Annotated in this window: 17 protein-coding genes; 13 read left to right on the forward strand and 4 right to left on the reverse strand. The window is 65.2% G+C overall.

What is annotated here, in order from left to right:
* Positions 1–42: 42 nt before the first annotated feature.
* The 5 genes from AC1D08_RS06880 to AC1D08_RS06900 are packed head-to-tail and all read left to right on the forward strand — an operon-like array spanning position 43 to position 4,793.
* Positions 43–843 (forward strand): ABC transporter ATP-binding protein, encoded by an 801-nt coding sequence (locus AC1D08_RS06880; protein ID WP_457150390.1) that lies wholly within the window; start codon positions 43–45, stop codon positions 841–843.
* Positions 840–1,607 carry a branched-chain amino acid ABC transporter ATP-binding protein gene (locus tag AC1D08_RS06885; RefSeq protein WP_457150391.1) on the forward strand — a complete coding sequence of 256 codons (768 nt, stop codon included), beginning with the start codon at positions 840–842 and terminating at the stop codon, positions 1,605–1,607. The genes AC1D08_RS06880 and AC1D08_RS06885 overlap by 4 nt, the downstream gene beginning before the upstream one ends.
* Positions 1,604–2,512 carry a branched-chain amino acid ABC transporter permease gene (locus tag AC1D08_RS06890; RefSeq protein WP_457150392.1) on the forward strand — a complete coding sequence of 303 codons (909 nt, stop codon included), beginning with the start codon at positions 1,604–1,606 and terminating at the stop codon, positions 2,510–2,512. The genes AC1D08_RS06885 and AC1D08_RS06890 overlap by 4 nt, the downstream gene beginning before the upstream one ends.
* Positions 2,509–3,492: a branched-chain amino acid ABC transporter permease gene (locus AC1D08_RS06895; RefSeq protein WP_457150407.1), complete on the forward strand. Its 984-nt coding sequence runs from the start codon at positions 2,509–2,511 to the stop codon at positions 3,490–3,492. Before AC1D08_RS06890 ends, AC1D08_RS06895 begins: the two co-directional genes overlap by 4 nt.
* Positions 3,489–4,793, forward strand: coding sequence for an NAD(P)/FAD-dependent oxidoreductase (locus tag AC1D08_RS06900; RefSeq protein WP_457150393.1), 1,305 nt, complete (start codon positions 3,489–3,491; stop codon positions 4,791–4,793). Before AC1D08_RS06895 ends, AC1D08_RS06900 begins: the two co-directional genes overlap by 4 nt.
* An 8-nt stretch (positions 4,794–4,801) precedes the next feature.
* Here the strand turns inward: AC1D08_RS06900 and AC1D08_RS06905 are convergent, their stop codons facing one another.
* Genes AC1D08_RS06905 through AC1D08_RS06920 form a run of 4 tightly spaced genes read right to left on the reverse strand, consistent with a single transcriptional unit; the run spans position 4,802 to position 9,145 of the window.
* Positions 4,802–5,458: a GntR family transcriptional regulator gene (locus AC1D08_RS06905; protein ID WP_457150394.1), complete on the reverse strand. Its 657-nt coding sequence runs from the start codon at positions 5,456–5,458 to the stop codon at positions 4,802–4,804.
* Between the two features lie 16 nt (positions 5,459–5,474).
* Entirely contained in the window at positions 5,475–6,788 is a 1,314-nt protein-coding gene (locus tag AC1D08_RS06910; RefSeq protein WP_457150395.1) for an aspartate aminotransferase family protein, read from the reverse strand.
* The gene (locus tag AC1D08_RS06915; RefSeq protein ID WP_457150396.1) at positions 6,789–7,847 is read right to left on the reverse strand and encodes a phosphotransferase; all 1,059 of its coding nucleotides are present in this window, start codon (positions 7,845–7,847) and stop codon (positions 6,789–6,791) included.
* Positions 7,844–9,145, reverse strand: coding sequence for an ArgE/DapE family deacylase (locus AC1D08_RS06920; RefSeq protein WP_457150397.1), 1,302 nt, complete (start codon positions 9,143–9,145; stop codon positions 7,844–7,846). Before AC1D08_RS06920 ends, AC1D08_RS06915 begins: the two co-directional genes overlap by 4 nt.
* On the opposite strand from AC1D08_RS06920, the gene AC1D08_RS06925 reads away from it, so the two are divergent.
* The 8 genes from AC1D08_RS06925 (at position 9,117) to AC1D08_RS06960 (ending at position 18,415) form a co-directional block, all read left to right on the forward strand.
* Positions 9,117–9,995: a GNAT family N-acetyltransferase gene (locus AC1D08_RS06925; protein ID WP_477422818.1), complete on the forward strand. Its 879-nt coding sequence runs from the start codon at positions 9,117–9,119 to the stop codon at positions 9,993–9,995. The genes AC1D08_RS06920 and AC1D08_RS06925 overlap by 29 nt on opposite strands.
* Entirely contained in the window at positions 9,996–12,710 is a 2,715-nt protein-coding gene (locus tag AC1D08_RS06930; RefSeq protein WP_477422819.1) for a winged helix-turn-helix domain-containing protein, read from the forward strand.
* Between the two features lie 83 nt (positions 12,711–12,793).
* On the forward strand, positions 12,794–13,915 hold the full coding sequence (locus AC1D08_RS06935; protein WP_457150400.1) for a class II histone deacetylase: 1,122 nt from the start codon (positions 12,794–12,796) through the stop codon (positions 13,913–13,915).
* Between the two features lie 4 nt (positions 13,916–13,919).
* Positions 13,920–14,777, forward strand: coding sequence for an urea ABC transporter permease subunit UrtB (gene urtB, locus AC1D08_RS06940; protein ID WP_457150401.1), 858 nt, complete (start codon positions 13,920–13,922; stop codon positions 14,775–14,777).
* On the forward strand, positions 14,774–15,760 hold the full coding sequence (locus AC1D08_RS06945) for a branched-chain amino acid ABC transporter permease (protein WP_457150402.1): 987 nt from the start codon (positions 14,774–14,776) through the stop codon (positions 15,758–15,760). Before urtB ends, AC1D08_RS06945 begins: the two co-directional genes overlap by 4 nt.
* Positions 15,757–16,461 (forward strand): ATP-binding cassette domain-containing protein, encoded by a 705-nt coding sequence (locus tag AC1D08_RS06950; protein ID WP_095080870.1) that lies wholly within the window; start codon positions 15,757–15,759, stop codon positions 16,459–16,461. The genes AC1D08_RS06945 and AC1D08_RS06950 overlap by 4 nt, the downstream gene beginning before the upstream one ends.
* Positions 16,462–16,463: 2 nt before the next feature.
* Positions 16,464–17,165, forward strand: coding sequence for an ABC transporter ATP-binding protein (locus AC1D08_RS06955; RefSeq protein WP_457150403.1), 702 nt, complete (start codon positions 16,464–16,466; stop codon positions 17,163–17,165).
* Positions 17,166–17,245: 80 nt separating this feature from the next.
* Positions 17,246–18,415: a substrate-binding protein gene (locus tag AC1D08_RS06960; protein ID WP_457150404.1), complete on the forward strand. Its 1,170-nt coding sequence runs from the start codon at positions 17,246–17,248 to the stop codon at positions 18,413–18,415.
* Positions 18,416–18,423: the final 8 nt, after the last annotated feature.

Here is an 18,423-nt window from a genome sequence, read left to right on the forward strand (position 1 = left end):
AAATCAGGAGGCGACAACGATCGTCTTCGGCCAGAGGGTTTGATGAGCGAGGCAGCGGAACAGCAGGGACAAGAGACCCGTGCGCCGGTCCTGACGGCAAGGAACGTCGTCAGGCGGTTCGGCGGCCTCGTCGCCGTCAACGATGTCTCGTTTGACGTCAAGGCGGGAGAAATCCTCGGCTTGATCGGGCCGAACGGCGCCGGCAAGACGACGATGTTCGATCTGCTTGCCGGCAGCATCCTGCCGACCAGCGGCGATATCCTGCTTAACGGTGCGCGCGTTTCGGGCGAAGCCGCGCATCTGCGCATCGGTCGCGGCCTTGGCCGCACCTTCCAGATCCCGCGTCCGCTGCCCAACCTGACGCTGATCGAAAACATCATGCTGGCGGCGCAGGGTCAGGCCGGCGAAAAGCTGCTTGCCAACTTCGTCGCGCCATGGCGAGTGGCGGCGCAGGAGAAAGCCGCCAGGACCAAGGCGCTAGAACTGCTGGATCTGGTCACCCTCACCCACCTCGCGCATGAACCGGCGCGCGTGTTGTCCGGCGGCCAGCGCAAGCTGCTCGAACTCGCCCGCGTGATGATGGCCGATCCGGCGATCATCCTGCTCGACGAACCGGCGGCCGGCGTCAACGCAACGCTGCTCGAAGTCATTATCGACCGCATCCGCGATATCAACGCGCGCGGCATCACCTTCCTGCTGATCGAACACAACATCGACATGGTGACGCGGCTCTGCCATCGCGTCCTCGTCATGGCGAGCGGCCAGTTGCTAAGCGAAGGCACGGCGGAAGAGGTCGCCAGCGACCCGCGCGTCATCGAGGCTTATCTCGGAGGCGCGGCATGAGCGAGACGGTCCTCGATGTCTGCAATCTCGAGGCTGGCTACGAGCCCGGCGTGCCGATCGTGCGCGGCGCCTCGATCACCGTTAGCAAGGGCGAGATCGTCGTCGTGCTCGGCCCCAATGGCGCCGGCAAGTCGAGCTTCATCAAGGCGATCGCCGGCCTTGTCCCGATCACCGGCGGCACGGTGTTTCTGGACGGCAAAGACATAACCGCCGCACCGGCGCACACCATGGTACGGCTTGGCTTGGCCTTCGTGCCGCAGACCGAAAACATCTTCCCGCTGATGTCGGTCGAGGACAATCTGAAGGTCGCCTGCGGCATTCTCGAGCGGCGCGAAATCCCTGCCCGCATCGACGAAATGTATGCAGCCTTCCCCGACCTCGTCCGCCAGCGGCGGACCGCCGCCGGCAACCTCTCGGGCGGACAGCGGCAGATGCTCGCCGTCGCGCGGGCGCTGATCGTCCACCCCAAGGTGCTGGTGCTCGATGAGCCGTCGGCCGGCCTGTCGCCGAAATTCGTGTCGATGGTGTTCGAGATGCTGGCCGGCATCCGCAAGTCCGGTGTCACCATCCTTTTGGTCGAACAGAACGCCAAGGCAGCACTGGCCATCGGCGACCGCGCCTATGTGCTGGTCGAAGGCAAGGACCGGCACGAAGGCATCGCATCCGATCTGTGGAACGACCCGGTCGTGGCCGAACTCTATCTTGGCCAGCGCCCCCTCAAGGCAGAAAAAACGCCTCACGCCGGGAAAGGAGGCGCGGCATGAGCCTGCAATTCATCGTCGACGGGCTTTTGACCGGCTCGATGATCGGCCTCGGCGCCATCGGCGTGACGCTCACCTATTCGATCCTGCGCTTCTCGAACTTCGCCCATGGCGACTTCATGGCCTGGGGCACCTATGCGACGCTGGCCGTCGTCAGCGCCATCGGCGCGACATTCGGCAAGGTGGCACCGATCGGACCGCTGTCCTTCGGCTGGCCGCTGATCGTCGCACTGATCGTCGGCATGGCCTTCACTGCTTTGCTGGCGCTGCTGCTCGACAAGGTTCTGTTTGCGCGGCTGCGCTCGCAGGGCCAGGCGATCATCGTGGTGATGGCGAGCTTCGGCGCCTCGATGGCGCTCAGAAGCCTGCTCGAATTCACCTTCACTTCGCGGCCGACCTATTTCAGCCGGGCGATCCAGATCGCCATGCCGGTCGGCTTCGGCATCCGCATCACGCCAGACCAGATTGCTCTCTTGCTGCTGACCGCCATGCTGGTGCTCGGCGTGCATCTGTTGATGACGCGCACGCAGACCGGCCGCTCAATGCAGGCGCTCAGCCAGAATGCGGCACTGGCCCGCATCGTCGGCATCGATGTCGCCAGCGTGGTGCGCGTGACCTGGATCATCGGCGGCGCGCTGGCCTGTGTCGCCGGCGTGATGATCGGCATTCTGGTGCAAATCCGCCCGTTCATGGGCTTCGACATGCTGCTGCCGATGTTCGCCGCCGCCATTCTCGGCGGCATCGGCAGCATTCCCGGCGCCGTGCTCGGCGGCCTGATCATTGGGCTCGCCGAAGCCGGCGCGGTGCAGTTGATCGGCGCCGAATGGCGCGCCGCCGTCTCCTTCATCATCCTGATGGCGGTGTTGTTCGTGCGACCAATCGGCCTGTTCGGTGTGAGGGAACGCTGATGGATCTGCTCGGCTACGGCGCCTTCTTCCTGACCACCGCTCTGATCTTTTCGCTGGTCACGCTGGGGCTCAACTTGCAATGGGGGCTGACCGGGCTGTTCAATGTCGGCCTCGCCGGCTTCGTCGCCATCGGTGCCTATACCTCGGCGCTGCTGACCACACCTGACGATGCCGCGCGACTGGGTGGCTTCGGCCTGCCGATCCTTGTCGGTTGGCTCGGCGCCATGGCCGTCGGTGGCATCGCCGCGGCACTTACCGGCATGGCCACGCTGCGGCTGAGATCCGACTATCTGGCGATCACCACGTTCGGCGTCGCCGTCGTCGTGCAGTTGGTCGCGCTCAACGCGCAGGGATTGACCGGCGGCCCGTTCGGCATCGGCTTCATCCCGCGTCCCTTCGGCAGCCTTGCTGAGACACCGCTGCTGTTCAACCTGTCCAACCTTGCCGTCGTCTCGGCGGTGACGCTGGTCGCCTATCTCGCCCTGGAGCACCTGTCGCGCAGCCCGTGGGGACGCGTCTTGAAGGCGCTGCGCGAGGACGAACGGGCGGCGATCTCGTTGGGCAAGAGCGCGCGCTTCTATCGCGTCCAGGCCTTTGCCGTCGGTGGCGCCATCATGGCGCTGGCCGGCGCGCTGCAGGCGCATTTCACCGGCTTCATCGCGCCGGACAATTACCTGCCGATCCTGACCTTCCAGGTCTGGGTGATGCTGATCGTCGGCGGCTCGGGCAGCAATGTCGGCGCTGTCGTCGGCAGCATCCTGGTCTGGGCGATATGGGCTGGATCGGGCACGTTGACCAGCGTGCTGTTTCCGCCGGAGCAGCAGGCCCGCGCCGCCGCGCTGCAGATCGCCGCCATCGGCGTCATGCTCTGTGTCATCCTGCTGATCCGGCCGAACGGCCTGTTCGGCGACCGGCCGCGGCGGCCATGGTTCGGCAAGCGGGCAAAGATGGTTGCCGGCAAGAGCAGTTCCGGGTCATGAATGCCGCGGTCCGGCAGGAAGCGCACGACGTTTCGCTCTGGCATGCCGTCAGCCGCAATCGTCGCGGCAGGCCGGCGCTGCAAGGCGGGCTCGATGTCGACCTCGCCATCGTCGGCGGTGGCTTTTCCGGCCTCTCGACCGCGCTGCACGCCGCCGGGAAAGGACTGTCGGTCGCCGTTCTCGAAGCCGAAATAATCGCTTGGGGCGCGACCGGCAGGAATGCCGGCTTCGTCGTGCCGAACTTTGCCAAAATGGACCCGGACAACATCATCCGCCATCTCGGCCCCGAGCGTGGTGAACGGCTGATCGATTTTGCCGCCGGCAGCGCCGACCTGGTCTTCGGCCTGATCCGCCGGCACGGCATCGACTGCGACGCCGTGCAGAGCGGATGGATTCAGCCGGCGCATTCCCCCGCCGTGTTCGAGAAGGTCAAATCCCGCGCCGGGCAATGGGCGCAGCGCGGCCGGCCTGCCGTTGCCTTGGACCGGCAGAGCGTCGAGGCACTGACCGGCGCGCGCGGCTATGTCGGCGGCTGGATGGATCGTTCTGGCGGCGTGCTCAATCCGGTGGACTACGCGCGTGGGCTGGCCGATGCGGCCGAGAAGGCCGGCGCGCGCATCTTCGAGCATACGCGCGTCACCGCGCTCGATCGCACGACGGATTGCTGGGTGTTGAAAACGCCAGAGGGCTCGGTACGCGCCGGCAAGGTGCTGATCGCCACCAACGCTTATGGTGGGGCGCTCAATCCGTTGCTGCAACGAACCTATGTTCCGCTTAGGGTTTTCCAGATCGCCACGGCGCCGCTGCCCCGTGAAATCCGGACGCGCCTCCTGCCTGGCGGGCAAGGCGTCGGCGACACCAGGCGCAATCTCTTCACATTCCGCTTCGACGCCGAGAACCGGCTGATCAGCGGCGGCATGCATATCCTTGGCGCCGGAGCCGATGCGCGCGTGCCGCAGACGATCTGGCGACGGCTCGCTAGGCATCTTGAATTGCCTGACCTGGCGCCGCTTGCCTATAGCTGGTCGGGAATGGCCGCGGTCGAGCCGGACTTCCTGCCGCACCTCATGGACCTCGGGCCCGGGCTCATTGCCGGTCGCGCCTGCAACGGACGGGGCATTGCCATGACGACGGCGATGGGCAAGGTGCTGGCCGACTGGGCGACTGGAGCCGATGCCCGCGATCTGCCGCTGCCGTTTGCGCCGCCGGCACCGATCCCGTTCCATGCCTTGTTGCGGCACGCGCCCAATATGCTGCTCGGCTGGAGCATGCTGCGCGACCGGTTGGACGAAACGAGATAGGCGGACCGTCACCTGGCCGCGTCAAGGTTTGACGACAGAACAGCGGCTGCCATGGCGATGTCTTGTTCGATAAAAGTCCGGACGGCGGGACCGCTGCGCTGCTCCAGCGCGGCGACGATCTTGCGGTGCGCATCGTTCGACTGCGGAACGTAGCGATCCGCCTGCATCAGCAGCTTGAGATACGGCCCGACCCGCCCCCAGAGGTCGCGGATCATATTCAGAAGGATCGGCGCGCCGGCATGCTGGTAGATGGCGAAGTGAAAGGCCTCGTTCAGCGTTAGATAGGCCCTGGCGTCGCCCGCCTCGATGGCGTGCTGCATGCCGGCGAGCGTAGCGTGGATGTCGACCAGACCGCTTTCGGTCATCCGCGACGCCGCCATCTCGCCCGCCAGACCCTCGACGGCGATGCGGATGCGCGTCAGTTCCTCGAAGGCGGGGGCGGACAGCAAGGGCACGATAACCGAGCGGTTGTTCTGCATCTCGAGCAGCCGTTCGGCGACCAGCCTTTGCAGCGCCTCGCGGATCGGCGTGGTCGATATGCCGAACGTCTCGGCGAGCTTGCGGATGACCAGTGTCTGGCCCGGGCTGAAGCCGCCGGAAATCAATTCCTGCTTGAGCGCGCCATAGGCACGGTCGTTCAGGGTTTGATGTTCAAGCTTCAGCATGCGCGGCCCGCTCCGGTCACCAGTTCGACAGTGCGCGGTCGAGCGTCTCGGCCAGTTGCTCGGCATTGTCCCTGGCAAAGGGTAGCGGCGGCCTGATCTTGAGCACATTGCCGCGCGGACCGCAGGAGGAGATCAGCACGCCGTCCTCGCGCATGGCCTCGACGACTGCCGATGTCTTGCTGGCGGCCAAGGCCTCGTCGCCCTCCGCCGTCAACTCGACACCGAAATAAAGGCCGTTTTCCCTGACGTCGGCGACCATGCCGTGCCGGCCCTTCAGTGAGCCCAGCAGATCAGCCGTATAGGCGCCGACCATGCGTGCATTCTCGATCAGCCCCTCGCCCTCAATCACCTCGAGAACGGCAATGCCGACGGCGGCAGCGACCGGGTTGCCGCCGAAGGTGTTGAAGTAACCGGTGTTTGAGCCGAAGGAGGCAACAAGCTGCGGCCGTACCATCACCGCGCCCATCGGATGCCCGTCGCCGATCGGCTTGCCCATCGTAACGATATCTGGCTCGATGCCATAATTGGCGAAGCCCCACATGCCCTGGCCGAGCCGGCCGAAGCCGGATTGGACCTCATCGGCAATGACCATGCCGCCGGCTTTTTTGATGAGGCTTGCCGCCTCGCGCATCACGGCCGCATCGGGAAAGAAGATGCCGTCGCTGGAAAACGCCGAGTCGAGAAGCATTGCCGCGGGACGGACATTGCGCGCTCGCATGTCCTCGATGGCGGCGGCGACGTTTTTCGCGAAATCGCGCGCGGCGCGGCCATGATCGCGGAACGTGTCCGGCGCCGCGACAGTACGGTGCTGCGCGGGCACCGCTTTCACTCCGACCGCGGCCGGCGACAATTGTGCGGTCGCGATCGTCGCGCCATGGTAGGCGAAGTCGGTGATGATCACCCCGGTGCCGCCGCTGGAATGCTGGGCGATGCGGATGGCAAGGTCGTTGGCCTCGCTGCCGGTGCAGGTGAACATGGCATGGCCGAGATGGGGCGGACAGGTGCCGAGCAATTTCTCGGCGTAGTCGAGGATGATCTCGCTGAGATAGCGTGTGTGCGTGTTGAGCGTCGCGGCCTGCCCCGACAGGGCCTCGACGACACGCGGGTGGCAGTGGCCGACGGAGGCGACATTGTTGTAGGCGTCGAGGAATTTTCGGCCCTGGGCATCGTAGAGCCAGACGCCGCTGCCGCGCACGAGATGGATCGGGTTGCGGTAGAAGGCGCGGTAGGTCGGGCCAAGCAGCCTGGCGCGTCGCTCGAGCAGGGCGCGCTCTTGTGCCGAAGCGCCGGCATCGGCAAGGGCATTTGCAGGCGACTGGGACACGGGCATCTACTCCGGATTGGAATGGTCGAGAAAATAGCGGCGGGCATCAGCCGGCGACAGGCCGTCCAGCCGTTCGAGCGACGCCCAGACCTCGGTGGCGAGGCGCAGGACGTAGTCGCGCTTGGCCGGGAAGCGTTCGGCCTGCCAGCTGGCGATGTTGACGATGAGCGCAAGCCGGGCCCGGATCAAATCGACGAGGATGCCCAGCTCTTCGGTCTCGAGCGGTTGCACCGACCGGTAGCCGGCAACAAAGCGCGCGGCCGGCACCAGCGGATGACCTTCAGCCGGCCAGCGATAGACGGCGCCGATGGCGAGATCGCAGATCAGCGGCGAGTGGATCATGTCGCCAAAGTCGAGAATGCCGCTCACGACCTCCGGCAGCGACGCATCCATCACCACATTGTAGGAGTTCATGTCGTTGTGGACGATCTGGGCGCGCAGTTTCGGGATGACCGGCGCCGCATGCTCCTCGAAGGCGTCGATCGCACGCTCGACCATGGCCCGCCGACCAGCGTCGGCGATATGCACCAGCATCGGCCGCGTCTTGGCCACCTTGCGGATATCCCAGAGCAGGTCGCTGCCGGCGGCCGAATGGAAGAAGCCGCGCAGCGCGCGGCCAAGGCGGGCAAGGAAGATGCCGAGATTGCGATCTTGCGCCGGTGATGCAGGCGACCGCGACAGCAACTGGCCGGGCAGATAGGTGACCAGCCGGACGATGCGTGGCGCCGATCCACCGACGCTGACCGTGAATTGCGCCTCTCCTTGCAGGCTTTTGCACACAGAGGGAACCGGCAAGGTCGGGTCGACCGCAAGGATGTGATCGAGTGCCTTGTTCTGGAAGTCGGTGAAGCCCGCTTCTTCCGCCGGATGGGAGATTTTCAGGACGAACTCGCCCTCGACGTCCGTCTGGATGTGGAAATTGTGGTCGCGTTCGCCAGGCAACGGACGCGCGGTGCCGGCAAGGCCGTAGTGCCGGCGCAGGATGACGAGCGCGTCGGCCGCCGAGACGTCAGGCGCGTCCTCGGCCAGTGTTTCCCCGAAAGCATCAGGCACTGCCGCGTTCATGGCCTGGCCTCTGGATCGACGGGCTCAAGGCCGCACCAGTCGGCGATGAACAGCGCGATGGTCTGGGTGACCTTGCGCACCGAGTCCAGGTCGACGGCCTCGTCATAGCCGTGCGGCATGCGGCAGATCGGACCGTAGACGATCGCCGGCGTGTCGGCATAGAGGCCAAAGAAGCGCGCATCGGTGGTCGCCGAGGTGACATGTTCCGTAAGCGGCTCGCCCCAGACAGCGGTATGGCTGCGGCGCAGCACGGCTTCCATCTCGTCGGCCCCTTGCAGCACATAGCCCTCGGCCATGAAGCCGTTGTAGCTCATCTTGGGCGGGCGGTTGGCCAGGAACGGATCGGCGCGGGCCGCATCGGCGATGCATGCCTCAAGCTCTGCTCTGGCATCCTCGAGCTTCTGGCCGGGATAGGTCGCGACCCGCATCTCGAAAACACAGCGCGCCGGAACGCTCGACGTCCATTCGCCGCCTTCGATCTTGCCGAGATTGAAGCGGATCGGGTGTGGATGGTCGCAAAAATGCGGGTCATCGACCTTGCGGGCGTTCCAGACGATTTCGAGCTGCTTCAGCGCTTGGATGATCACGAATGCCTTTTCGATGGCATTGGCGCCGGCCGAGAAAGCGCCCGACGCGTGCTGCGGATCGCCGTCGACCTCGACCCTGAACCAGATCGGCCCGACCTGCGCCCGCATCAGCCTCGGCTCCAACGGCTCGGGGATGAAGGCGGCATCGGCCCGGTATCCGCGCTGCAGGCAGGCGAGCGCGCCATTGCCGGTGCACTCCTCCTCGACGACCGACTGCAGGAACAATTTCGCGGCCGGTTGATAGCCGAGGCTGCGCAATGCGGTCAGCGCGTAAAGACAGGCGGACAGGCCAGCCTTCATATCACCGGCGCCGCGGCCATGCATCCAGCCGTCCTCGATCGCCGGATCGTAGGGATCGCGCGCCCAGCTGTCGAGTGGTCCCGTCGGCACGACATCGATATGGCCGTTGAGGATCAGCGAGCGACCGGTCGCGTTTCTCGGCGTATGGGTGGCAACGACATTGAAGGCATCGTCATAAGAAACCGCCACGGGTGAAAAACCCGGCAGGTCGCGAATCGCTTCGACATCGACGCGCCACATGTCGACCGCATAGCCGTCGGCCTCATAGGTGGCCGCCATGAAAGATTGCGCGGCATGCTCCTCGCCGCGCTGTGAGGGAAAGCGTACGAGATCGGCCAGGAACGCGACCTGTCGCGCGAAGCCGTCGTCGACCGCGCTGAGAATGGCCTCGTCCGCAATCCGCTCAGGCATTGTATTTCACTTTCATTTGGATGGTGTATCATATCTCATATGCCATTCTCATGAAATGCAAGAGGTAGTGCCGCCAAAAAATCCGATCCAGGCCCAGGCGCTCTTGTCAGACCATTCGCGGGTGTTGGCATCAGCGGGCGTAAGTCGATACTGCTATCGGGCAGGGATGAAGAGGAATGCGTTGATCCCCGAAGACACGATGCCGGCCGAAATCACAGACCTCGCCATTGGCTACCGGCGCCTGCCGGCGGGCAAGCTCGCCAATGCGGTGACATGGATGGAGGCGCGCGCGCCGCAGCCCGACCTCGCGCAACCCCTGGCCATGACCCGGATCACGACGCCCGACTGCGCGCCCTATCGGGCGATCTTCCTTGAGATCGGAGCCCCCTGGCTGTGGGACCGCGTGTCTGAAATGTCCGACACCGAGATAACGGAGCACTTCGCCGATCCACGCCAGCATCTCTACTACGGCCATGATGAAAGCGGCGTGCATCTCGGCATGGTCGAATTCTTCGTCGCCGACAGCAACGAGATCGAGATCACCTATTTCGGCCTGTTCCCGTCCCTGACCGGCCGCGGTTTCGGCAAACGCCTGATGGCCGGTGCGCTCGACCAGGCATGGCGCCTGAAACCAAGCCGTGTCTGGCTGCATACAAGCAGCTTCGATCATCACAGCGTGATAGGCTTCTACGGCGCCTGTGGATTTGTGCCATTCGCGTCCGGTTTTGAGATCGTCGACGATCCCCGGATAAAGGGCACCTTGCCGCGCAATGCCGCGCCGCAAATTCCGCTGATCGAAGCGGAGTGGAGCAGCTGCAGTCCGGAGAACCGACAGGTTGCGCGAGCCTAGATGAGAACAGCTCCGCAACCCACCCCGCACGCGTCGCCGCATCACCGCCGATGGGTCCGTCGCGAGACCATCCTGTCAACGCTGAAGCGTCACATCGACACGCGCATCGTGCTGTTCGCCGCGCCGGCCGGCTTCGGCAAGTCGACGACGATGGCGCAATGGGCTGCGGAAGCGGCGCGCCTCGGCCGGCTGACTGCGTGGCTGTCCTGCGAGGCATCAGACAATGATGAGGGTGCCTTCCTGTCGCATCTGGTGGGCGGGCTGCGCCACCTCGTACAGAGCCCGGCGGAGCTCGACCTTGCCTTTCAGTCGAGCCCGATCCCGCAGCTTGACGTCGTGCTCGCCGCACTGGTGGCGGGATTGGCAGCGCGCGAGGCCGACATCACCTTGTTCTTCGACGACTATCACGCCATCGAGGCGCCAGCGGTCAAGCGGTTCATGGAGCGCTTGACCCGGCAGGCGCCGGCCAATGTCGCCTTCGTCATCGGATCGCGCAGCCTGCCCGACCTGCAGCTCGGCAAGCTCAGGGTGCTGGGCGATGTCTGCGAAATCGGCCCCGACGATTTGCGCTTCGCCTCCTCCGAAGCCGAGGCCTTCTTCAACGAGAAGCTCGGTTTGAGCGTCAGCAGCGGCACTGTGGAGACCTTGTGTTCGCGCACCGAAGGATGGGCCGCCGGCCTGCAGCTCGCCTCACTGTCGCTCAGTGCCGCGCATGCGCCCGAAACCGTCATCGGCAATTTCACCGGCGCCAACCGCAACGTCGCCGATTTCCTGATGGGGGAAGTGTTTCTCGAACTGCCGCCGGCGATCGCGAAGTTCCTGCTCTACAGCTCTATCTTCGAACGCTTCAGCGCGGAGGCCTGCCGGGCGGTGATGCGGGCGGCGGATGCCGAGGCGGCGATCACCGAGATCGAGACGCGCAACCTGTTCCTGGTGCCGCTCGACGAGGAGCGGCGCTGGTTCCGCTATCATCATCTGTTCCGCGACTTCCTCAGCCGCGAGATGGAACGGCGCGAACCGGAGATGATCGCGCCGCTGCATTTGGCGGCCGCCGAATGGTTCGGCGAACGCAAGATGCTGACCGAGGCGATCGGCCACGCGCTCGCCGCCGGCGACCAGGCCCGCGCGGCGGTGTTCGTCGAGAACAACGCGCTCGACCTCATCGCCCAGTGCCAGCTTCTCTATGTGCGCCAATTGCTGGCGCTGTTGCCCAAAAAGCTGATCGACCAGCGCATCCGTCTGCAGCTTGTCGTGCTGTGGCTGGCGGTGCACAGCAGCCAACCCGAGCTTGCCCAACAGACGCTGAACGATGCGCGCAAGCTGGTCGAAACCGGGCCGGCCGACGGCAAGGATCCCGGCACGTTGACCGGCACCACGATCGATGCGGAACTGGTGGTGCTCGCCGCCGCCGTCCACAGCACGCTGGAGCAGTTCGAGCAGGCGCGCGACACCGCACTGGCGGCCCTGCGCGTCATTGCGCCCGACGCCTGGTTCATGGAGGGCGCTACCGCCAACGTCATCGGCTACAATCTCTATGCACTGGGCGACCTCGACGGTGCACGCGCGGCGGTGGACGCGGCGCGCAAGGCGCATGAGCGAAGCGGCAGCCTGCTCGGCGTCACCATCGCCAATTGCTACATGGCCGTCATCGAACGCTCGGCCGGCCGCCTGCCCGTCGCCGAACGGCTCCTGCGCGATGCAATCGCCGAGGCAAGGGCGCGGATCGGTCCTAATTCTTATGCCGAAGCGCTGGCGGGCACGCTGCTTGCCGAACTTGCCTATGAGACCAATGCGTCGAGCGAAGCGCTGACCTTGGTCGAGAATCTCGGGCCGCTGATCGAGGGAGCGGCGGTCATCGTCTATCCGCTCGCCAGCGTGCCGACCTATGCCCGCGTGCTGCAGCTGACCGGCCGCGCGGAGGCCGCACTCGATATGCTGGAGCGGGTCTACCAGCGTGTGCGCGGCTCCGTGTATCGTCGTCTCGCTTCGGTGCTCGTGCATGACCGCGTCAGGCTGCTGCTCGACCAGAACCGCGGCGCCGAGGCACGCGCCCTGCTGAACGAGCATCGCCGCGGGCGGGCCGAAACCACTCCCACCGTCGCCAACGAATTCGAGTTCTTCGCCGAGGGCCGCCTTCTGACCGCGGAGAAATCCTATGCCGATGCGGCGCGGGTCTTCGACGCGCTTCTGGAGCGCACGAAAAGCGGCGGGCGCATGCGCCGCCATATCCTGGCGCTGATCCAGCGCGCCAAGTGTGCTGGCCAGGACCAGCGCGAGGCCGATCGGTATCTGCTCGAAGCGCTGCGCCTTGCCCACCCCTCTGGCTTCATCCGCTCCTTCATCGATGAGGGAAGGCCCGTTGTCGAAGGGTTGATGCGGCTGCGTGCGGCCCAGGCAAAGACCGATCCGGCACTCTCAGCCTATGCCACGCGCATCATCGATGCCGCGCAGACGATGCCTGTGGCGACGCGCAGGCCGGCCCCGCCAGCCGTAGAGAGGGAACACCTCACCCAGCGCGAGGCCGAGCTGCTGCGCTGCCTGACGGAAGGCATGTCCAACCGCGATATCGCGCTTGCGCTGTCGGTCAGCGAAACCACGGTGAAGTGGCATCTGAAGAACATTTTCGGCAAGCTGGCGGTGAGCAACCGGGTCCAGGCCGTGCGCGCCGCGCAAGGGTCGGCAAGCCTCCAAACCCCTCCGAAAGGAGGGGCATAGATAACGGGCACAACCCCTCTTTCGGGTCGGGCCATGCCACCGCAAGCCTGTTAGCGTCACCCGGTTTTTAGAGGACGCTGCGAATGGCGACAGGTTACGTTTTTCACGAACAGCTGATGTGGCATGATACCGGCTCCAGCGCCGACATGATGCCTCCCGGCCGTTTCGTGGAACCCGGCCGGCATCTGGAATCGCCCGGCTCGAAGCGTCGGTTGAACAATTTGATCCAGGTCAGCGGCCTGTCGCGTCACCTCGTGCCGATCATTCCCGAGCCGGTTTCGGTTGAGGATCTGCTGCGCGTGCATACCCAACGCCACGTCGACGATATCCGCATGCTCAGCGAACGGGGTTCCGGCTTCGCCGGACCGCAGGCGCCGATCGGCCTCAACAGTTTCGACATCGCCTTGCTGTCGGCCGGCACCACCTATGCCGCCATGCGCGCAGTGCTGACCGGCCGGGTCGACAACGCCTATGCGCTGGCGCGGCCGCCGGGGCACCATGCCGAGCCCGACCAGGCATTGGGCAACTGCCTGTTCTCCAACATCGGCGTGTCCGTGCGCCGGCTGCAGCATGAAGGGCTGCTTGGCCGCGCAGCGGTGGTCGACTGGGATGTGCATCACGGCAACGGCACAGAGACGGTGTTCTATTCCGACCCATCAGTGCTGACCATTTCCGTGCACCAGGACAATCTCTATCCGACCGGGCGCGGTGCACTGGCCGACAACGGCAAGGATGCCGGCGAAGGCTACAACATCAACATCCCGCTGCCGGCGGGCAGCGGCACCGGCGCCTATGAATCGACCTTCGACCGGGTCATCGCCCCCGCCCTGCGCGCCTACAAGCCGGACCTCGTCATCGTCGCTTCAGGCTTCGACGCATCGGGTTTCGACCCGCTCGGCCGCATGATGCTCAACAGTGAATGCTTCCGGCGCCTAGCCGCACGCATGGTGGCGCTGGCTGCCGAGACGTCGCGGGGACGCCTGATGATGAGCCATGAAGGCGGCTATTCCGAAGGTTACGTTCCGTTCTGCGGCCATGCCGTCATCGAGACGCTGGCCAATCATCGCACCGAAGTGGTCGACCCGCTGTCGGACCATATCGACGAATGGGCAGGGCAGGAATTGCAGCCGCATCAGGCTGGTGTGATCGATGCCGCCGAAGGCCTGCTTGCCGGCCTGCGCCAACGCCTCGCCAGTGCGGCCTGACGCGATGGATTTTGTCGTCACCACGCTTCTCAACGCGCTGACGCTGATCAGCATCCTGATGCTTGTCGGGCTCGGCCTGGCGATCAGCTTCGGCCTGATGAACGTGACCAACCTCGCGCATGGCGAGTTCGTCACCGTCGGTGCCTTCGCGGTCTATTTCGTCCAGAGCATCGGCGGCTCGTTCTGGCTGGGGCTGGCCGCCGCCCCGATCGCCGGCGCGGTGGTCGGCTGCATCCTCGAGTTCGCCATCATCCGCCATCTCTATTCGCGGCCGGTCTCGACCGTGCTCGCCACCTGGGGCGTCAGCCTGATCCTGCAACAAGGGCTGGAACTGACCTTCGGTCTCGGCGCCAAGCCGGTGACGCCGCCGATCGAAGGCACGCTCGATCTCGTCTTCACCGTCTATCCGGCCTACCGGCTGATCCTGATCACTATTGCCGCGCTGACGCTGCTTGGAGTCGTCCTGCTGATCAGCCGGACATCGTTCGGCCTCGACATCCGCACCGTCATCCAGAACCGCGAGATGGCCGAGGGCGTCGGCATCAACACGCGGCGCACCTATGCCATCGCCTTCACCTTCGGTGCCGCCATTGCCGGACTGGCAGGAGGACTGGTCGCGCCGCTGGCGATCGTGCTGCCGCAGATGGGAGTGAACTATCTCGCCAACGCCTTCTTCGTCGTCATCGTCGGCGGCGTCGGTTCGATCGGCGGCCTTGTCGCCGGAAGCGTCTTCGTCGGCGGCCTGACGAGTGTCCTGAACTACCAGATATCGCCATCGCTGGCGCAAGCGATCGTGCTGCTCGCGGCCATCGTCGCCGTGCGGCTGCGGCCCAACGGCCTGTTCAACGGGGCATCGCGATGATCGCTGGGGATCGCAACTGGCTGCTGATCTTCGCCGCGTGCGTGGCGCTCGCCATCATCTATCCGCTCATTGCCGATGGCTATCAGTTGACGGTGATCCGCGACGCACTGATCTTCGGCCTGTTCGCGGCGAGCCTCGACTTCTTCTGGGGTCGCACCGGCATTCTGTGTTTCGGCCACGCCGCCTTTTTCGGCATTGGCGGCTACATCATGGCGCTGGTCACGCTCAACGACGCGATCCCCTTCGCCAGCCTGCTTGGCATCATGGGCGCGGTGGCCGGCGCGGCCGTCGTCGCCGCCATCATCGGCTATTTCCTGTTCTTCGGCGGCATCCGTGGCAGCTATTTCACCATCGTCACGCTGGCCATGGGCGTCATCTGCCAGCAGGCTGCGGTCTCCTGGAGTTCGGTCACCGGCGGCGACAGCGGTTTGATCGGCATCCCGCCGATCGAGTTCGATGTTGGCGGGCTGCATGTCGAACTCAGCCAAGACCTGCCCAGCTACATTTTCGTCGCAGCCATCGTCGCGGTGGCCGTGCTCACCCTGTGGTCGATCAGCCGCGGGCGCTGGGGCACGGTGCTCACCGCCATCCAGGACAATGAAGTCAGGGCGGCCGCGCTTGGCCACAACGCGCCCTTGCGGCTGCTCGTCACCTTCGTCCTGTCGGCGGCCATCGCCGGACTTGCCGGCGCCCTTTATGTCTGCATGGCCGGGCTGGTGGCGCCGGACCTTTCGGGACTGCTTTTGTCGACGGAAGTCATCGTCTGGGTGGCGGTCGGCGGGCGCGGCACTCTGCTTGGTCCGGTGCTCGGCGCCATCTTCATCCAGCGGGCGCAACAGACGATCAGCAGCTTCAACCCAAGCCTATGGCCGCTGCTGCTTGGCTGTGTCTTCGTCGTCATCGTCTTCATCTTGCCGGACGGCATCCTGTCGATCTACGCGCGGCTGAAGGTCCTGTTCAAAGGCCGGAGGCGCGCGCAATGAGCGATGTCCTCCTCCAGGCCGAAAATGTCGGCATCCGCTTTGGCGGCCTGCAGGCGCTGGAAGCGCTTGATCTCACCGTGCGCGACAAGGAGCTTTGCTGCATCATCGGGCCGAATGGCGCCGGCAAGAGCACCTTCCTCAACGTGCTGACCGGTACGCTGCGCCCGACCAGCGGCAGCGTGCGCTTCCTCGGCCGCGATATCGCCGGCCTGCCGCTGCACCGCATCGCCCGGCTCGGCATCGCCCGCAAGTTCCAGATCCCGTCGGTCTTCCCCAGCCTGTCGGTTGAGGACAATCTGAAGGTCGCGCGGTGGGGGGCGCCCTCACCTGTCCGCCCGGTCGCTGAATTGCTGGAACTGGTCGCGCTCGGCAATCGTGCCGCCACGCTGGCCGGCGAACTCGCGCACGGCCAGAAGCAATGGCTGGAGATCGGCATGGCGCTGGCGATCGAGCCAAGGCTGCTGCTGCTCGACGAGCCAACCGCCGGCATGACGCCGCAGGAGACGCTGGCGACGGCGGAAATGCTGCTGCGGCTCAAGGGCGAATTCTCGATCGTCGCGGTCGAACATGACATCCGCTTCGTGCGGGCGCTGAACTGCGAAACGCTGGTGCTGCATCAGGGGCGCCGGCTGCGCAGCGGTCCTTTCCATGACATCGAGACCGACGAGATGGTCCGCGACGTCTATCTGGGGAGGCGCTGACGATGCTGCGGACAATGGCGATCTCGGCTGGCTACGGCTTGCTCCCGGTGCTGAACGGCATCGACCTCAGCGTCGCGCCCGGCGAGGTCGTCGGCCTGCTCGGCCGCAACGGCGCCGGCAAGACGACGCTGCTGCGCGTCATCGCCGGAGCCTTGCGGGCGAGCGGCGGCGCCATGCTTCTCGGCGACCAGGACCTCACCAATGCGCCGGCCTTCCGGCGCGCGCGGGCCGGCATCGCGCATGTCCCGCAGGGACGCGGCATCTTCAACCAGCTGACCGTGCGGCAAAACCTGGACGTCGGCACACGCGCCGCCAAGGGGCGCGGCGACGGTGGCATTCCGGCCGACATCTTCGGCTATTTCCCGATCCTGCGTGAACGCGAAGCGCAGGTTGCCGGCACGCTCTCGGGTGGCCAGCAGCAGATGCTGGCGATCGGCCGCGCGCTGTGCGGCCTGCCGTCGGTGCTGCTGCTCGACGAACCCTCGGAAGGCATCCAGCCGAACATCGTGCAGTCGATTGCCGAGCTGGTGCCGCGCATCGCGCGCGAGCGCGGCATCGCGATCGTTCTTGTCGAGCAGAATCTCGATCTCGTTCTCAAGGCGGCGGACCGCTGCCTGGTGATGGAAAAAGGCAGGATCGTGCATGAAGGCGCGCCGGAGACGTTCGCCGACGAGACACTGCTCAAGGATCTGTTGGCTCTATAGGCGCGCTTAAAGCGCGCCCGGGATTTGTTGGCTTTGTAAGGCGTGCATGGGGCGCGCCTGGACTGGAAGGGAACACAAAAATGATAAGCAGAAGAACTGTTCTGAAATCGGGCGGCGCCGCGGCCGCCTTCGCCATGGTCGGCGCGCCGTCGATCCTGCGCGCCGCCGACACCGTCAAGGTCGGCCTATCGATCCCGATCACCGGATTGCAGGCGATCCTCGGCGAGACGCTGCTCAATTGCTACAAGCTGGCGGCTGCCGAACTCAACGCCGCCAATGGCATTGGCGGCCGCCAGGTCGAATTGTTCATCGAGGACAACCAGACCACGACCAAGGGCGCGATCGACAAGGCACGCAAGCTCATCAACGAAGACAAGGTCGACGTGATCATGGGCACCATCATCTCGCCCGAGCGCAGTGCGACGCTGTCCGTCACCTCGAAAGCCAAGAAGCTGTTCTTCTACCCGACCAACTTCGAAGGCGGCGAATGCAACCGCTACTTCGTCGCCACCGGCCCTATCCCGATGCAGCAGGTCGACCCGATGATGCCCTGGGTGGCCGAGAACCTCGGCAAGACGATCTATGTCATGGCTTCCGACTATGCCTGGCCGCAGAAGATGACCGAGGCGATCACGGCGGCCTACGAGAAGGCCGGCGGCAAGATCATCGGCGCAGACTACTATCCGTTCGGCACCACGGATTTCGGCCCGGCGTTCCAGAAGATCAAGTCGCTGAAGCCCGATGTCGTCTGGTCGATGGTGGTCGGCAACGACGCCGTCACCCAGCTCAAGCAGTATCGCAGCTTCGATATCAAGCAACCGCTGATCGCGCCGCTCGACGAGGTCTTCAACAAGGACGCGCTGCCGCCCGGCGTGGCCGCCGGAACCTACGCGCCGCAGCCCTACTGGATGGCGCTCGACAATCCGGTCAACAAGAAGTTCATCTCGAGCTTCCGCGAAAAGTTCGGCCAGGAGAAGATGGTCAACGGCATCGGCGAGGCCGGCTACAATGGGCTGCATCTCTACGCGCTGGCCGCCGAGAAGGCCGGATCGCTGAAGGACGACGATGTGCTGGCGGCATTGCCATCGATCGAGTTCGACGCACCGCAAGGCAAGATCCGCGTCGACGCCACCAACAACCACACGCTCTGCCATTCCTATGTCGGCAAGGCGGCGGCAGATGGCATCGGCTACGAGATCGCTAGGGATTTCGGCGTCATCGCACCGGTGACGCCTTACTGCAAGATATAGCGAACCAA

The organism is Mesorhizobium sp. P2_E6, assembly GCF_056403835.1.

What these genes read in the sequence shown, in the direction of transcription:
- urtB (WP_457150401.1), top strand. Translation starts at nt 13,920, where the DNA reads ATGGATTTTGTCGTCACCACGCTTCTCAACGCGCTGACGCTGATCAGC.
- AC1D08_RS06935 (WP_457150400.1), top strand. Translation starts at nt 12,794, where the DNA reads ATGGCGACAGGTTACGTTTTTCACGAACAGCTGATGTGGCATGATACC.
- AC1D08_RS06900 (WP_457150393.1), top strand. Translation starts at nt 3,489, where the DNA reads ATGAATGCCGCGGTCCGGCAGGAAGCGCACGACGTTTCGCTCTGGCAT.
- AC1D08_RS06960 (WP_457150404.1), top strand. Translation starts at nt 17,246, where the DNA reads ATGATAAGCAGAAGAACTGTTCTGAAATCGGGCGGCGCCGCGGCCGCC.
- AC1D08_RS06880 (WP_457150390.1), top strand. Translation starts at nt 43, where the DNA reads ATGAGCGAGGCAGCGGAACAGCAGGGACAAGAGACCCGTGCGCCGGTC.
- AC1D08_RS06930 (WP_477422819.1), top strand. Translation starts at nt 9,996, where the DNA reads ATGAGAACAGCTCCGCAACCCACCCCGCACGCGTCGCCGCATCACCGC.
- AC1D08_RS06890 (WP_457150392.1), top strand. Translation starts at nt 1,604, where the DNA reads ATGAGCCTGCAATTCATCGTCGACGGGCTTTTGACCGGCTCGATGATC.
- AC1D08_RS06915 (WP_457150396.1), bottom strand. Translation starts at nt 7,847, where the DNA reads ATGAACGCGGCAGTGCCTGATGCTTTCGGGGAAACACTGGCCGAGGAC.
- AC1D08_RS06955 (WP_457150403.1), top strand. Translation starts at nt 16,464, where the DNA reads ATGCTGCGGACAATGGCGATCTCGGCTGGCTACGGCTTGCTCCCGGTG.
- AC1D08_RS06945 (WP_457150402.1), top strand. Translation starts at nt 14,774, where the DNA reads ATGATCGCTGGGGATCGCAACTGGCTGCTGATCTTCGCCGCGTGCGTG.
- AC1D08_RS06950 (WP_095080870.1), top strand. Translation starts at nt 15,757, where the DNA reads ATGAGCGATGTCCTCCTCCAGGCCGAAAATGTCGGCATCCGCTTTGGC.
- AC1D08_RS06885 (WP_457150391.1), top strand. Translation starts at nt 840, where the DNA reads ATGAGCGAGACGGTCCTCGATGTCTGCAATCTCGAGGCTGGCTACGAG.
- AC1D08_RS06925 (WP_477422818.1), top strand. Translation starts at nt 9,117, where the DNA reads ATGGCCTCGTCCGCAATCCGCTCAGGCATTGTATTTCACTTTCATTTG.
- AC1D08_RS06920 (WP_457150397.1), bottom strand. Translation starts at nt 9,145, where the DNA reads ATGCCTGAGCGGATTGCGGACGAGGCCATTCTCAGCGCGGTCGACGAC.
- AC1D08_RS06905 (WP_457150394.1), bottom strand. Translation starts at nt 5,458, where the DNA reads ATGCTGAAGCTTGAACATCAAACCCTGAACGACCGTGCCTATGGCGCG.
- AC1D08_RS06910 (WP_457150395.1), bottom strand. Translation starts at nt 6,788, where the DNA reads ATGCCCGTGTCCCAGTCGCCTGCAAATGCCCTTGCCGATGCCGGCGCT.